This is a genomic window from Streptomyces lincolnensis, assembly GCF_001685355.1.
GTDB lineage: Bacteria > Actinomycetota > Actinomycetes > Streptomycetales > Streptomycetaceae > Streptomyces > Streptomyces lincolnensis.
Genome location: NZ_CP016438.1, coordinates 740,111 through 753,309 on the forward strand (window position 1 = coordinate 740,111; position 13,199 = coordinate 753,309).

Annotated in this window: 16 protein-coding genes and 2 pseudogenes; 8 read left to right on the forward strand and 10 right to left on the reverse strand. The window is 69.5% G+C overall.

Going from position 1 to position 13,199, the window contains the following annotated elements:
- Nucleotides 1-87 precede the first annotated feature (87 nt).
- Nucleotides 88-765, forward strand: a complete 678-nt coding sequence (locus tag SLINC_RS03410; RefSeq protein ID WP_067426456.1) for an SDR family NAD(P)-dependent oxidoreductase — start codon at nt 88-90, stop codon at nt 763-765.
- A 285-nt stretch (nt 766-1,050) separates the two neighbouring features.
- Complete coding sequence (locus SLINC_RS47865) at nt 1,051-1,245, forward strand: hypothetical protein (protein ID WP_159425319.1); 195 nt, start codon at nt 1,051-1,053, stop codon at nt 1,243-1,245.
- Nucleotides 1,246-1,551: 306 nt separating this feature from the next.
- Here the strand turns inward: SLINC_RS47865 and lgt are convergent, their stop codons facing one another.
- The gene (lgt, locus tag SLINC_RS03420) at nt 1,552-2,421 is read right to left on the reverse strand and encodes a prolipoprotein diacylglyceryl transferase (protein WP_067426461.1); all 870 of its coding nucleotides are present in this window, start codon (nt 2,419-2,421) and stop codon (nt 1,552-1,554) included.
- A 261-nt stretch (nt 2,422-2,682) separates the two neighbouring features.
- On the opposite strand from lgt, the gene SLINC_RS03425 reads away from it, so the two are divergent.
- Entirely contained in the window at nt 2,683-3,939 is a 1,257-nt protein-coding gene (locus SLINC_RS03425) for a sensor histidine kinase (RefSeq protein WP_152038969.1), read from the forward strand.
- Nucleotides 3,936-4,574, forward strand: a complete 639-nt coding sequence (locus SLINC_RS03430) for a response regulator (protein WP_067426468.1) — start codon at nt 3,936-3,938, stop codon at nt 4,572-4,574. Before SLINC_RS03425 ends, SLINC_RS03430 begins: the two co-directional genes overlap by 4 nt.
- Nucleotides 4,575-4,984: 410 nt before the next feature.
- On the opposite strand, the gene SLINC_RS49120 is transcribed toward SLINC_RS03430, so the two are convergent.
- Nucleotides 4,985-5,119 carry a hypothetical protein gene (locus SLINC_RS49120; protein WP_375141471.1) on the reverse strand — a complete coding sequence of 45 codons (135 nt, stop codon included), beginning with the start codon at nt 5,117-5,119 and terminating at the stop codon, nt 4,985-4,987.
- Between the two features lie 383 nt (nt 5,120-5,502).
- Between SLINC_RS49120 and SLINC_RS45630 the strand changes: the two are divergent.
- Nucleotides 5,503-5,763 (forward strand): annotated as a pseudogene (locus SLINC_RS45630) (CoA-transferase); the annotation flags it as partial.
- 101 nt (nt 5,764-5,864) lie between these two features.
- Here the strand turns inward: SLINC_RS45630 and SLINC_RS03445 are convergent.
- From SLINC_RS03445 to SLINC_RS03460, 4 genes are all read right to left on the reverse strand, one after another.
- Nucleotides 5,865-6,404, reverse strand: a complete 540-nt coding sequence (locus SLINC_RS03445) for a TetR/AcrR family transcriptional regulator (RefSeq protein WP_107406544.1) — start codon at nt 6,402-6,404, stop codon at nt 5,865-5,867.
- Nucleotides 6,405-6,458: 54 nt separating this feature from the next.
- The gene (locus SLINC_RS03450; RefSeq protein WP_067426477.1) at nt 6,459-6,851 is read right to left on the reverse strand and encodes a hypothetical protein; all 393 of its coding nucleotides are present in this window, start codon (nt 6,849-6,851) and stop codon (nt 6,459-6,461) included.
- Nucleotides 6,852-7,109: 258 nt separating this feature from the next.
- Nucleotides 7,110-7,766 (reverse strand): DUF1707 SHOCT-like domain-containing protein, encoded by a 657-nt coding sequence (locus tag SLINC_RS03455; RefSeq protein ID WP_067444899.1) that lies wholly within the window; start codon nt 7,764-7,766, stop codon nt 7,110-7,112.
- A gap of 184 nt (nt 7,767-7,950) precedes the next feature.
- A complete protein-coding gene (locus tag SLINC_RS03460; RefSeq protein ID WP_067426478.1) occupies nt 7,951-8,421 on the reverse strand; it encodes an Lrp/AsnC family transcriptional regulator in 471 nt (156 codons plus the stop codon).
- A gap of 94 nt (nt 8,422-8,515) precedes the next feature.
- Between SLINC_RS03460 and SLINC_RS03465 the strand changes: the two genes are divergently transcribed.
- Both SLINC_RS03465 and SLINC_RS03470 read left to right on the forward strand, forming a co-directional pair.
- Nucleotides 8,516-9,391: a TIGR03619 family F420-dependent LLM class oxidoreductase gene (locus tag SLINC_RS03465; RefSeq protein WP_067426479.1), complete on the forward strand. Its 876-nt coding sequence runs from the start codon at nt 8,516-8,518 to the stop codon at nt 9,389-9,391.
- Nucleotides 9,388-9,816, forward strand: a complete 429-nt coding sequence (locus SLINC_RS03470; protein ID WP_067426483.1) for a nucleoside deaminase — start codon at nt 9,388-9,390, stop codon at nt 9,814-9,816. Before SLINC_RS03465 ends, SLINC_RS03470 begins: the two co-directional genes overlap by 4 nt.
- 59 nt (nt 9,817-9,875) lie before the next feature.
- Here SLINC_RS03470 and SLINC_RS03475 read toward each other — a convergent pair whose 3' ends face one another.
- The 4 genes and pseudogenes from SLINC_RS03475 to SLINC_RS49125 form a co-directional block, all read right to left on the reverse strand.
- A complete protein-coding gene (locus SLINC_RS03475) occupies nt 9,876-10,295 on the reverse strand; it encodes an ATP-binding protein (protein ID WP_225988223.1) in 420 nt (139 codons plus the stop codon).
- Nucleotides 10,296-10,517: 222 nt separating this feature from the next.
- Nucleotides 10,518-10,910 (reverse strand): FhaA domain-containing protein, encoded by a 393-nt coding sequence (locus SLINC_RS47870; protein ID WP_159425320.1) that lies wholly within the window; start codon nt 10,908-10,910, stop codon nt 10,518-10,520.
- A 280-nt stretch (nt 10,911-11,190) separates the two neighbouring features.
- Nucleotides 11,191-11,427 (reverse strand): hypothetical protein, encoded by a 237-nt coding sequence (locus tag SLINC_RS03485; protein WP_067426486.1) that lies wholly within the window; start codon nt 11,425-11,427, stop codon nt 11,191-11,193.
- A 136-nt stretch (nt 11,428-11,563) separates the two neighbouring features.
- Nucleotides 11,564-11,665: pseudogene (locus SLINC_RS49125) on the reverse strand (haloacid dehalogenase); the annotation flags it as partial.
- Nucleotides 11,666-12,123: 458 nt separating this feature from the next.
- On the opposite strand from SLINC_RS49125, the gene SLINC_RS03490 reads away from it, so the two are divergent.
- The gene (locus SLINC_RS03490) at nt 12,124-12,627 is read left to right on the forward strand and encodes a peptidoglycan-binding domain-containing protein (RefSeq protein ID WP_067426489.1); all 504 of its coding nucleotides are present in this window, start codon (nt 12,124-12,126) and stop codon (nt 12,625-12,627) included.
- The last annotated feature ends 572 nt before the right edge of the window (nt 12,628-13,199 follow it).

The window sequence follows — 13,199 nt, forward strand, 5'->3', positions numbered from 1 at the left end:
AGCCGGATAGGCCTATCCGGTTTTCAAAATCGGATAGGCCTATCCGCATTTTGCCCCTTCCCTGTCAAGGCTTACGAAAGGATCGCTGTGACCAGCATCGCCATCATCGGAGCCGGCCCCCAGATGGGCCTGGCCATCGCCCGCACCTTCGGCTCCCAGGGCCTCGACGTCGCCCTGATCTCCCGCAACCGCGACAAGCTCGACGGCCTCGCCAGCACACTCACTGCCGAGGGCATCACCGCTGCCGCGTTCCCCGCGGACGTACTCGACCACGACGCACTCACCCGGGCACTCAAGGACGCCGCCGCCCGGTTCGACGGCATCGACGTCCTGGAGTACTCCCCGCTCGCCATCGAATCCACCGTGCTCGCCACTCCGGCCGAGAGCGACACCTCGCACATCCAGCGCGAGATCGAGGTCCAGCTGTACGGGGCCATGGCCGCCACCAAGGCGGTCCTGCCCGCGATGCGCGAGGCCGGCGCGGGCACCCTGCTCTACACCACCGGCGCAGGTTCTCTCGACCCACTGCCGATGGTCGCCAACGTCAACGCCGCCGCCGCGGCGCTGCGCAACTGGGTGGTCAACCTGCACAAGGAGCTGGACGGCACCGGCATCCAGGCCGCTCACGTCGCCATCGACGTGGCCCTCGGCGGCGCCTCGATCGACCCCAAGCTCAAGGCGGCCACACCCGAGGCCGTCTCGTCCGTTTACTGGGACCTGCACACCACCAAGCGCGACCAGGCCGAGATCGTCTACAGGGGCTGAGCGTGTCCGGGTAGATCGTGCAGGACGCTGTCGGCCATGGCGTTCGCGGCCGTCGGCGTCCTGCAGACCACCAAGCCCACAGGCACTCCAGGTCTCAGCCGTAACTGCCGTGGGTGAGTGAGTGATGGCGCGGCCCCGGCGGTATGAGCTCTGTCGTCACCGAGTCACCGCCGCCCGTGGGCTGAGCCTCCCGGTGGAACTCGGCGTTCTCTCCCTGTCCGACCTACAGACCGACCCCCACCACGAACGCTCTGCACGACACCGGGGCGCCGCACCCGCGAAATCGTGTCCTACGCCCTCGCCGCCGACCAGGCGAGCCAGGATGTCTTCGGCCTCGGCGAGCACCACAGCCCGGACTTCACCGTCGCCAACCCCGCCGTGCCACTGGCCGCGACTTGCACGACTACGACGAGGTGCGGCTCGGCGTCGACGGCACTCCTGTCAGCGTGGAACGTGCCGGGCATCTCGGGCTGCCCATGACGCTGGGCCTGATCGGCGAAAACATCCGCCGCGCCCGCGCGCTCGCCGAGAACTACCGGGCCGCCGGCTCCGACTCGCGTCTCCACCCCTCGCCGCCGGCATGCGCGAGTACACAGACACCCACGACTGGCTCACCATCGTACAACTGCCCTCATATGACTTGAATCCGAGCGGCAACCGACGTGACTGGCAGCTGTCCCAGCGCCAACGGTCGGCTCCGCACAAGACCCGAGCAGCCCGCGATCATTCGGGCCCGCCGACGCGGGTCGTCGCACCTGAACGTTGACGGACGCTCCCACCCGACACTCAGCTTCCCGTTCGCCCGCTGTCGACCGCTTCTCGCCCACGCAGCGAGCCGGAGTCGGTGGCGGCACGGTCCGGGGCCGGACGGCGCCGCATGACGGCGAGATAGGTGACGGCGGCCGCGAAGACCAGCAGTGACGTCCAGTCGTTCAGGCGCAGACCCAGGATCTCGTGGCTCTCGTCCACCCTCAGGTACTCGATCCAGAAGCGGCCGGCGGTGTAGGCGGCGGCGTACAGCGCGAAGGCGCGGCCCCGGTCGAGGCGGAAGAGACGGTCGGCCCAGATGAGCAGAGCAACCACGCCGAGGTTCCACAAGGACTCGTACAGGAATGTCGGATGGTAGGTGGCCACGTCCTGCATGCCCTCAGGACGGTGCTCCGCGTCGATCTCCAGGCCCCAGGGCAGAGTTGTCGCCCTGCCGTACAACTCCTGGTTGAACCAGTTGCCCCACCGGCCGATGGCCTGGCCCAGCGCGATGCCGGGGGCGACGGCATCGGCGAACGCGGCCAGGTCAACGCCCTTGCGGCGGCAGCCGATCCAGGCACCGACGGCTCCGCCGGCAACGGCACCCCAGATACTGATACCGCCCTCCCAGATGTACAGGGCCTTGACCGGGTCGCCGCCGTCGCCGAAGTACGGCCCGCTGGTCGTGATCACGTGGTAGAGGCGGGCGCCGATGATGCCGAAGGGGATCGCCCACAACGCGATGTCCGACACGGTGGACTTCTCGCCACCCCGTGCCACCCAGCGACGGGTCCCCAGCCAGATCGCCGCCGCGATGCCGAGGATGAGCAGCAACGAGTAGCCACGCAGCGGCAGCGGGCCCAGATGGAGCTCGCCGGTTGACGGGCTGGGGATGAAGGCCAGACTCACTGGTCATTCCTCACGGGTCGTGGTGGGGCACAGCACGGCTCCGGGTGCGTTGCACCCCGAGGCTCGCTGCGGCGTGCTGGCGTCAGGTGAGCGCGGTTCCACGCGGATGGTTCCGTCGTGTCGGTCACCGGCCGATCCTCACGCCCCACCTCAATGCTGCGCATCAACCGGTCGGTGCGTCTCCCACCAGCCATCCGGTTGACCCCGACCACACCGGTTGCCCGATCCAGGCGACCTCGTGGTGCGCCTACGCTGGTGGTCATGGCGCAGCAGCAGGCTCGGGAGCGGTGGCAGGCCGCCTTGCAACATGCCTTCTTCCTCACCGTGCTCGCCCTGTCCGTGCTGGGTGCTCTGGCGGGAACGGACATGACAGCCGGGGCTGCACTGCCGCAGGTCGGGCTGGCAGTGGGATTCATCGCTTGGTACGCGTACTGGATCGTGCTGCGCGGCGGGGCCGATCGTCCTCCGCTGCCCTACCTCATCGGGGCGGCAGTCGGGTGGGCGGCCATGGCCGCGGTGGACCCCGCGCTGCTTCCGGTGGGGCTGGCCGTACTGGCGCCGTACTGCCTGCGGCGGGCCGGGTGGTCGGCCGCCGGGGTGCTGGTGGTGGGAGCGCTCTGGCTGTGGCAGCGCTTCGCGACGGTGGGCTACGTCGATGTGCGGGAGTTCTGGGGTTGCGCCCTTGGCATGGCGGCCGCAGTCACCATCGTCGGTTACATCGCCACTCTCGAGCGAGAGGGTCACAAGCGCCAGCGGCTCCTGGACGAGCTCACCGCCACTCAGGCCGAACGAGCGGCCGCAGAGCGTACGGCCGGTGTCCTGGCCGAACGCCAGCGCCTGGCACGCGAGGTCCACGACACCCTGACGCAGGGCTTCGCGTCGATCGCCATGCTGCTGGACTCCGTACGGGACGAGCTGGCGCCCGGCGCACCTGCGGCCCGCCGCGTCGACCAGGCCATGCGCACTGCCAGGGACAATCTCGCCGAGAGCCGTCGTCTCGTGCACGCGCTGCGCCCGGCTCCGCTGGACGACACGCCTCTGACGGACGCGGTCCGCGAACTCACCGGCCGACTGGCCGAGGAGACGGGCATCGAGGCCTTTGCCACGGTCACCGGCCAACCGGCTGCCCTGCCCGCCGGCACGGAGGGCGAACTGCTGCGGGTGGTGCAGGAAGCGTTGACCAACGCACGCCGGCACGCCCAGGCGGCGAGCGTGTCCGTGACGCTCTCGTACCTCGATGACGTGCTGGCCATCGACATACAGGACGACGGCACCGGCTTCACACCGGCGACCCGGCATCCGGGCGTCGGGATGACCACGATGCGCGAACGGATCGCCTCCGTGGGCGGCGTGTTCGCAGTGGAGAGCGCCCCCGGTGAGGGGACCACCGTCACCATCACGATGCCGCTTCCGGCCGTGTCACCGACCGGTGAGGCCACGAGCGGCTCTGCAGACACGTCGACGCACGATGCGCCGAACAGCGCCACCCGCACCACCTCTACGGTGATGGCGCCATGACCACGCCCCACATCCGCATCCTGGTCGTCGACGACCACCCCGTCGTACGCGACGGACTGACCGCCCTTCTGACGACTCAGCCGGACTTCACTGTCATCGGTGAGGCCGCCACGGGCGCCGAAGCCCTGCAACAGACCGCCGTACTCACGCCGGACGTCGTCATCATGGACCTGCAGATGCCCGGCATCAACGGCGCCGCCGCCACCGCTGCCATCCGCACCGCGCACCCCGACGTACGGGTCCTCGTCCTGACCACCTACGACACCAACGCCGACATCACCGCCGCCATCGACGCCGGCGCGGCCGGCTACCTGCTCAAGGACACCGGCCGCGAAGAGCTCTGCGCGGCCGTCCGCGCCGCGGCCCGCGGAGAGGCGGCCTTGTCCCCCTCCGTCGCCGCCAAGGTCCTCGCCCACATGCGCGGCGACAGGGGCGCCAGCCTCTCCGGCCGTGAGGTCGAGGTCCTCTCCGCGGTCTCCCGAGGACAGAGCAACAAACAAATCGGCCGCGCCCTACGTCTGTCGGAGGCCACGGTCAAGACCCACCTGCTGCACATCTACGCCAAGCTCGGCGTCGCCGACCGCACGGCCGCTGTCACCGCGGCACTGGAGCGCGGGATCATCCGGATCGGCTGAGGACACAGAGCCGACAGGACCGACGTGGCCCACGTGCGTGCCCGGCTCAGCGACCGCCACGAAAGCCTGGTCCTCCGCCGGCTGATGCCGAACACTGTGCCTAAAAGGGCTGGGGGCTGCAGGGGGCACCGCCGGCTCAAGGCCGAGCAGACGATCGAGGGCCAACGGGCCAGGGCCTGCGGTCACGACCACGAAGAAGGCCGCGATCAGCAGGATGCGCAGCTCGTAGCCGGCCCTCAGGCTGGACGAGCTGGGCTCGCTCCTGTACGTGCTGCGCCAATCCGGCGACGACGCCCAACCCACCGAACCGGTCCCCGGCTTGGGCCACCTCGGCCGGCACCTCGCCCGCGAGCTGAACGCCGGCGGCTCCGGCACCGACCCACCGACCCGGCACGTCACGTCACGTCACGTCAGGCCGGTGTCTGGGTCTCCCGGTCGAGCAGCTTCCGAGCCGCCCGCGTGGCCGTCTCGCGCAGCCAGATGTGGGCGACGTCATGGGTGTGCACCGGGTGCCACCACAGGGCCGTCGAGACCCCGCGGCTCATCGCCCGGGAGGGTGGCATCGCCCTCACCACCGGCCCCCTGGACGTCACCGACGAGGACTTCCTATGGATCTGGGTCGAGGACGCCGTGGACGCCTTCGGCGGGAACGACATCGTCTACGCCGACGCCGGCACCGTACGGTTCCGACCCGTCGACAGCCGGCCGCGCCACGGTTCCGCACTCGGGCCGAGATCAAAGCGGTGTGGCTGACCGCCCACGCGGCCTGGTCACATCTGGTCCGCAGCCGCGGCTGCATCCTGACCGTCGGCTGGACAAACGGTGTGATCGCACTGCCCCGGCACATCGCCGTGGAAGCAGCCCCGTACGGCACCGCGCCAACTGCGCCAGCCCGATCCCGATCAGCCGGGCAGGCGCGCCCGACGACATGGTCAACGCGGCCGTCTTCCTCGCCTCCGACGAGGCGTCACACATCACCGGCACCCACCCGGTCGCCGACATCCCCGACGGCGCCTCGCTCGCCGTCGGCGGCTTCGGCCTCAGCGGCGTGCCCGAGGTTCTGATCGGCGCCCTGCACGCCCAGCGCACCGGCGATCTGCGAGTCGTCTCCAACTACTGCGGGGTCGACGGCCGCGGCCTCGGCGTCCTGCTCGCCGACGGGCGCATCGCCCGGGTCACGGGCTCCTACGCCCTGCTCCCCCGGTGGACGTGTCGGTTCCAGAAGTGTGTCCGCGACCAGCCACACCAGGATGGCCACGGCTGTGCCCCCCATGCGCCTTCTCCGCGCGCCTACTTGGCGCCCTCCGAGAGCGCTCCGTGCAGAAAGACTTCCACCAGTTCCTGCGGGGTCAGGTCGGGCTCGTCATCCGTACGCGGCTGGGTGAAGAGCAGCCCGAAGAAGAGGGCCGCGATCTGCTCCGGCGGCCGGCGCAGGGCGGCCTTGTCGGGCTCCAGCAGCTCCGCGAGGGCCGCGTGAAGACGGGCCGTCGACTCGGTGCGCCCGGCGCCGCGCACCGTCCCGGGGTGCTTGCCGCCGCGATGACCCAGCGAGCCGGCGATCGCGCCCATCCTGGACAGGTGGGCCTGGAGCGCCTCGGCTGCCTCCGCGAGCCGGTCGGGCAGCGGCTGGGATACGTCGATCGCGTCGAGCTCGCGGACCGCGTGCTCCGGCGAAAACGCCTCGGCCATGCAAGCCTGCAACAGTTCATCCTTGTCGGCGAAGACCCGGAAGATCGTCCCCTCGCCGATGCCTGCAGCGCGGGCGATCTTCGCGGTCGTCACCGCGGTGCCGTACTCGGCGATCAGCGGAATCGCGGTCTGGATGATCAATGAGTGAGGACTCACTCCGCTCAATTCGGCGGGACGCCGGAGTCCTCGGACCTGTCACTCCGGCACCGCGTCCTTGCAGCTCTCCGAAACTCTCACCACGCCGAAGACCACCGGGTAGTCGGTGATCTGCTGGTTCGGTCCCGGCCGCGAGTTGCAGATCTTCCACGCCTCCGGGTCGTCCACCGGACGGCCCTGCCCGCTGGCGTCCTTGAAGGTCATGTCGAGCTTGGAGCCCATCTGCTCGAATGCACCCCCGGCGTTGCCGCCGATGACATCCGGCATGGTGGCGGCGACCGGCTCGGGATTTACCGAGGGACGCGCCTCGGCGGGCCCTGAGCCGGCCGCGGCGGGCGCCGCGACGTCCGGCACGGACGACGCGCCGCAGGCGGTGACCGAGGCCAGAAGCGTGGCGACGAGAGCGGGTCTCAAGAGCTTGGTGACGGTCACGTTTCTCCCAGCGTGATGGCAATTCGGAACAGTATTCACGGTGAGTCAGGAGGAAGCACCGCCGCCCCGTCATACCAAGCCCCTCACTCTTACCCTTCCCAGGGCGGACGGACGGCTCAGCTCCGAGGCCGGCAGACATGGCGAACCGCTACGCCCCGACGGACCTGCGTTGTAGGTCGAAGAACCGGCCATTCGTCGTGGAGTTCGGCCAGAACGGCTTCAACTCGCTGTCGCAGGCCTGGGACCTGGGACCTGGAGTCAGTCGCCTCCAGGCAGCGAGGCGGGCTTGCGCAGCAGCCATTGTCCGAACGTCCGCCGTGCGTGCCGTACCACGACGCGGCCGTGGGCCGTCGTGCCGACCAGCTCCACGCGCAGCGTGACCGGCGTCCCGTGGTCTGGAGCCTGACGAATCTTGATCTTGCTGTGTACGAGGGTCAGGGCACCGGTATCGACCACGATGCCCGGCTTGGTGATCAGCGTCAGCTTCTTGCCCGCCGTGTTCATGTCGATCCGCAAGGTGTCCTGCGTGATCACTGCCTGAGTGAAGTCGAGCGTCACCGCACACCACGCCGTGGCCAACTCCAGCCTCCGCGGCACCACCCAGCGCCCCTCGCGCTTGACCGCACCACTGTGCACCCCCTCGATCCGGAGTACGTCCTTGACCTCTGCCACGGCCGTGCCGGTCGAAGCGGACACGGCCGGCAGGTCAGCGGTCAGCGCGGCGAGTTCCCTGACGGTACGCGCCGACAGGGCAGCGTCCAGACGCTCGTCCAACTCGTCCGCGGTCAGCAGGCCGTCCCCCGCCGCGATACGCAGCACGTCCACCACCCGGTCCCGGTCCGCATGAGAGGCCCTCAGCTCGGGCGACGAGCCGGGGCCGGAGTGCTTCCCTGTGGGTGAGATCTGTCCCGACATCATCCCGTCCTGGTCCTGTCGAACGGCTCCGCGCGACGCGGGCAGCGGCGCGAGATGAAGACTAACGCTATATCGCGACATGGATCCAGGCCCGGGCGGCCCCCTCACGCAGCGGCGATGGTCAGCGTCGATTCCCGGCTCGCGGCATCCAGCACCTCCGTCGAAACAGGCTCCGCGTCCGCGCCTACCTGCCGGTGTTCACCCGAGGCACCCCCGGACCACGCAACGGGAGCGTCCGGCTCAGGACGAGGTTGGTGGTGGTGCTCCCGAACTCGGCCAGCTCGTCGACGATCTCCTCCAGGTGGGCCATCGACGTGGCCGCCACCTTCATGACGTAACAGTCGTCTCCGGTGGTGCGCAGGCACTCCAGGATCTCCGGGCGCTCCTCCAGCAGCCGGCGCAGCGGCTCGTGCCGGGTTCCCGGCCCCGGGTACTTGAGCCGGACCACCGCCATCACCGGGTAACCGGTCCGCTCCGGGTTCACCTCCGCGCGGTACCCGGTGATCACCTCGGCCTCCTCAAGTCGGCGTACGCGCTCCTTGGTTGCCGACGCGCTCAGGTTCACCCGCCGTGCAAGCTCGGTGAACGGAATACGGCCGTCCCGTTGGACTTCTGTCAGGATCGCCCAGTCCGTCGCGTCGAGACTCTCGGTCATACGCCGATTCTACCGGCGGATCCACGGCTGAACCGCCCCTGAACAGGCGGGAATCCCTTCTGGCGGCCCCTACGTCCTGCCTAGGGTTGGGCCTATGAAGATCGGCGTGAACGTCCCGAATTTCGGCCCGGGCACTGACCCCGGACTGTTGCGAAGCTGGGCCCAGACCGTGGAGGGCCTGGGCTTCGACCTGCTGATGATCTCGGACCACATAGCCATTACGCCGGATGTCGCCGAGCGCTATCCGGCACCCTTCTACGAGCCCTTCACCACCTTGTCCTGGCTGGCCGGCCTCACCACCCGTATCCAGCTCGGCACGACGGTCCTCATCGCGCCCTACCGGCACCCGCTGCTCACCGCCCGCATGGCGGCCAATCTGAATGATCTGAGCGGCGGCCGACTGGTCCTCGGCGTGGGAGTGGGCTGGGCGCGGCAGGAGTTCACCGCTCTCGGCATCCCGTTCTCCCAGCGCGGACAGCTGACCGACAGCCACCTGCGGGACATCCGGGCCGCCTGGAAGGACACCGCCTCCTACGGAGACCGCCGGATCCCGGTGTGGGTCGGCGGCAACAGCGACGCGGGGCTGCGCCGGGCCGTACGACTCGGAGACGCGTGGCATCCGCTGCACCCCACCGTGCCGTGGCTGCGCGAAGCCGCACACAGGCTGGAGACGTACGCGGACGAGCAACACCTGCCCGCGCCCGCCCTGGCTCCCCGCATCGCCCTGCGACTCACCGAGGAACCGGTCGACACAGCGGAACGGCTCGCCGGTGAGGGCACCATCGACCAGGTCATGGACGACCTCGACCAACTGCGGCTGCTGGGCGCCGAGTCCGTCGTCCTCGACACCTACCCGGGCGACCCCCACGCGACATGTCACCCGCAGGCGGCCTGGCAGGCCCTCGCCACCGTGGCCGCGCGCCTTCTCCCGCCCAGCACCCCACCCCGCACCACGCCGGAGCAGTCATGACGACACCCGACGACCACACCCTCCTCCGACAGGCCATCTCTCTCGCCGCCAAGGCACGCGCGAGCGGCAACCCGCCCTTCGGATCTCTGCTGGCAGGGCCGGACGGGACGATCCTGGCCGAGGAGCACAACAGCACCCTCACCGACAACGACGTCACCGCACACCCGGAACTCAAACTGGCGAGGTGGGCCGCACGAGAGCTCGACGCGCAGACGGCGGCAGGCACCACCATGTACACCAGCTGCCAGCCGTGCGGGATGTGCGAGGCCGTCATCCAATGGGCAGGGCTACGGCGGGTGGTGTTCGCCCTGTCCAACGAACAGCTCCTGGACATCAGGCCGGGCAGCAGCCGACCGCCCGTGCCGCAGGACGGCCCCGCGCTCCTCGACGAGGTACGGGCCGCGGTCGAGCCCTACTACCGCTGACCGCCGGCCCCAGGGCGGAGCCCCCCACTGGAATCCCGACGGCAGGGAAGGACGCATCCTCACATGGCCAGCACCGCGCGGACACGCTTGCCGCCGCCGGTGACCGGGATGACGTCGAAGCGCTGCGCCAGGTCCCGCACGATGGCCAGGCCGCGTCCGCTCTCGCCGTCGGGCGTGGGCGGTCGCAGGCGGGGCTGGGCCGGATTGTCGTCGTAGACCTCGACGGTCACCTGTTCGTCGGACACCTGGAGGCGCAATCGGCAAGCGCTGCGGCCATGGCGGGTGGCGTTGGCGACCAGCTCGGACACGATGAGCGTGGCGTCGTCGATCTGCCCGGCCTCCACCTGTGCCATTCGGTGGCGCGAACGGGAAAGAAACGCTGAGGTCAGCCTCCGCGCCCGTCGGGCCGAGGCGGCCTCGTCGGGCAGCAGGTACTCCACTCGTACGGAACGCCGATGGGTACGCTGGTGCGCACGCATGGCAGATCACTTCCCCTCCTAGGACTCCCGGCGTACGCGGCCCCCGCCACGCACCGGGGCCGCGCCAGGTCTTGGGCGGCCGGTCCTGCCCACTCCTCATGCCCCGGGGTGGTGATCACCAACCGTGCGGGCAACACGTGAGAGTTCGGTCCAGAGTGGCGGCATCGACATCAGTGGGGTTCGACGGCCGTAGGAGAGCGCTGCCCCGAGCACACAGGGCGGTCACCCGTAGTGCGGGTCCGGTTCTTCCATGGTGGTGTCCGGGATGGGGGCGATGCTGCTGCGGACACGGAAACGGGCGATGTCGTCGCCCTGTATCGGGACGAGGTGGACCGCGACCGGTCCGGCGAACGTGTAGCCGTGTTCCGCGGCGTGCTGGCGCACCTGGTTCGACAGATGGCTGCCCAACTGTCCACTGTTGACTGTCAGTTGGTGGTGCGCTTGCGGGGGCAGTTCGACGACGAAGGCGTTGGGCACCAGGATGCGTTCCCGGTCCAGGATCAAGGCGCCGTCATCGCATTCCCGGTGCAGCGTTCTGACCAGCTCCGAAGGATGGTGCTGTCGGTGGGCGGGCGGGGTGAGCAAGGTCCACAGCGCATTGCTCCAGCGCTCCATGGTGTGTTCCAGGGCGGCGAGGGGTTTCATCTTCTGCCGCTGCCCGGCTCGATGTTGGGCACACTCCTCCATACGAGTGTTGATCCACACGGGGTCGGGAGCGCCCGGCAGACACCAGGTGTGTAGGTCCGCCGGCGGCTGCGGCCGTCCGACCGGCCCGGATACGGGCGCTGCCGTCAACATCGTGCTGGGGCCAACCCCGCCTCGACAACTGGAGGACGGCATCCCCGCATCTGGGGCCTCCGGCGTGAGGGCCGGGAGGCCCGACCCACGACAACCGTCAAACCGGTGCCGGTGCCGCGGTGCGGGCGGCCTCCTGCACATCGGGCAGGGGCAGTCCCAGCGCCTCGGCGAGCTCCGCCAGTTCCTGCTCGGTGGGCCGCACCGGGCCACGGGCACCGTCCTCGGCGAAGACACGGATCCGCGGGGTACGAATGCCCGTACGGGCGGCGAGGGCCTGTGCGTTCAGGCGCCGGCGCCGCATGGTCTGCTGCAACAGCTGGGAAAGTTCGGCCATTGTCCTCCCCTTCCCCGAACCCGCCGACTTAGCCGCCCTCACCTGCAGGGGTGACGTTGCGGCACGGGCGATCGGCCACTGATCCGTAGGCAGCGAGGGTGATCGGCACATCATGTCGCGGGCGTAGTGGGCAGGTGAAGGTGTGACGCGGTACACCAAGCCAGTCGGCCCATGTCCCGTACTCCCAGGTCTCGTCCACCAGGCACTCGCCAACATCGAACACCACTGCGCGAAGCATGGAGGGCAGTCGAGTCGACATGATGCGCTCGCCCAGAGGCCCCTGTGTCCTCCGCGGCGCCGGGCGTGGGATGCAGACCGGCGCCCTTCAGCCTCTCCCACTGGTGTGTCAGGACGGTCCGTAGGTCGGGGTCGTCGTGGAACCAGCCCTGATGCGCGTCAACGTGAGGCGGTGCACGACTGACAAAGTCCCCTGCACGGACGACAAAGTCCGAAGCCCACGACGACCCTAGGGTGGCTGCGGGGCAACGACGCCGGGGCCCACACTTGCGTGCCGTCCAAGGCCCCGTTCAAGGCCTGGGCCAACCGTCTCACGGTCTGATGGACCGGCCGTTCCACGAACCCACCGTGGCCCGTTCCCTCACTGCAGGGGGGAACGGGCCCGGAGTGGACCCACGCGGCCCCGAAGGCCGTGCAACTCACCGCACACCGCAGTCGGTTCACTGACAAAGGATGGACATGAGCACTCGTAGAAGCCGCCGTCTCGCCAGCCTCACCCTCACAGGCGCCCTGCTCACCGGCACACTCGCCGTGTCGTTCGCGGCGGCCCCCGCGGCATCGGCGCACGGCACCTACCGGCACTGCACCTACAGCGTCAGCATGTTCGTCGACAACAACCGGGACCTGAGGGCGCCGCTCCCCTGGGGTTGGAACGAGTCCACCGCGACCTCCACCTGCTACCTGGCCAACGGTGATGTCGGCAGCAGAACCGATTCCGCCGTCACGGCTGTGCAGCGAGCGCTGAAGAAGTGCTACTCCGCCGATCTCACGCTCGACGGGGATTTCGGTGACCTGACGGAAGCCGCCCTCAGGAGGGCGCAGACCGCCTCGGGTGCGAGGGTTGACGGCGAGTACGGTCCCAACACCCGCGACCACATCAAGTGGCCGGTCTACCGGGAGAGCACAGGGCAGTTCGTCAAGTGCTCCAAGGAGTCGAGCATGACCCCGGTGTACATCCCGTGACCCGCCCTTCGGCTGGTCCGGCCAGCCGAAGAAGCGACACGCCCTGGTAGGGCTGTTTCAAAGTCCTGATGACGGTACGGAGTCGCAGGTCACGGTGGTGCGACGTCTGCAGACCGTCCCGTCCCGAACGCAGCGAAGCTCCGGTTGGAGCGGGTGACCTCTCAAGTCGCCTGCACCTTCCGGGGCTTCGATGTGTCGCCACTCCGCCACCGTCTGCCTGGTCAGAACGCCCTCGGTCAGCATCGCGCCCTTGCCCGGCTGCCGCGGCGGCCGGCCCGCTCGCGCGACCCCACGCAGGAGCCGGGGCATGACCCAGGCGAACATGCCGGCCCCAGGCTTGGTCGGCGTCATGTACTGACCCGGCCGAGCGCGAGGCGGTCCTGAACGACGCGATGGACGGCATCGTCGCGCCCATCGTAATGCCGCTCCCGTCGGACCTGTGACGCCTCAAGCAGCGTGGACGAGTTCGGCAGATCGGGCCAAGGTTGCGTTGGGCTGGACGGCGGGCCGGGTGAGTCTGCGGGTCATGAGCGTGATCGAGGCAAGGGTGAGCATCGCCTCGGAGTGCTCAA

Excerpts from the sequence above, each read along its gene's own strand:
- SLINC_RS03425 (WP_152038969.1), top strand. The coding sequence starts at position 2,683 with ATGGCGCAGCAGCAGGCTCGGGAGCGGTGGCAGGCCGCCTTGCAACAT.
- SLINC_RS03460 (WP_067426478.1), bottom strand. The coding sequence starts at position 8,421 with ATGACCGAGAGTCTCGACGCGACGGACTGGGCGATCCTGACAGAAGTC.
- SLINC_RS03475 (WP_225988223.1), bottom strand. The coding sequence starts at position 10,295 with ATGCGTGCGCACCAGCGTACCCATCGGCGTTCCGTACGAGTGGAGTAC.
- SLINC_RS47870 (WP_159425320.1), bottom strand. The coding sequence starts at position 10,910 with ATGGAGCGCTGGAGCAATGCGCTGTGGACCTTGCTCACCCCGCCCGCC.
- SLINC_RS03490 (WP_067426489.1), top strand. The coding sequence starts at position 12,124 with ATGAGCACTCGTAGAAGCCGCCGTCTCGCCAGCCTCACCCTCACAGGC.
- SLINC_RS03455 (WP_067444899.1), bottom strand. The coding sequence starts at position 7,766 with ATGTCGGGACAGATCTCACCCACAGGGAAGCACTCCGGCCCCGGCTCG.
- SLINC_RS03485 (WP_067426486.1), bottom strand. The coding sequence starts at position 11,427 with ATGGCCGAACTTTCCCAGCTGTTGCAGCAGACCATGCGGCGCCGGCGC.
- SLINC_RS49120 (WP_375141471.1), bottom strand. The coding sequence starts at position 5,119 with ATGAGCCGCGGGGTCTCGACGGCCCTGTGGTGGCACCCGGTGCACACC.
- SLINC_RS03470 (WP_067426483.1), top strand. The coding sequence starts at position 9,388 with ATGACGACACCCGACGACCACACCCTCCTCCGACAGGCCATCTCTCTC.
- SLINC_RS03465 (WP_067426479.1), top strand. The coding sequence starts at position 8,516 with ATGAAGATCGGCGTGAACGTCCCGAATTTCGGCCCGGGCACTGACCCC.
- SLINC_RS03430 (WP_067426468.1), top strand. The coding sequence starts at position 3,936 with ATGACCACGCCCCACATCCGCATCCTGGTCGTCGACGACCACCCCGTC.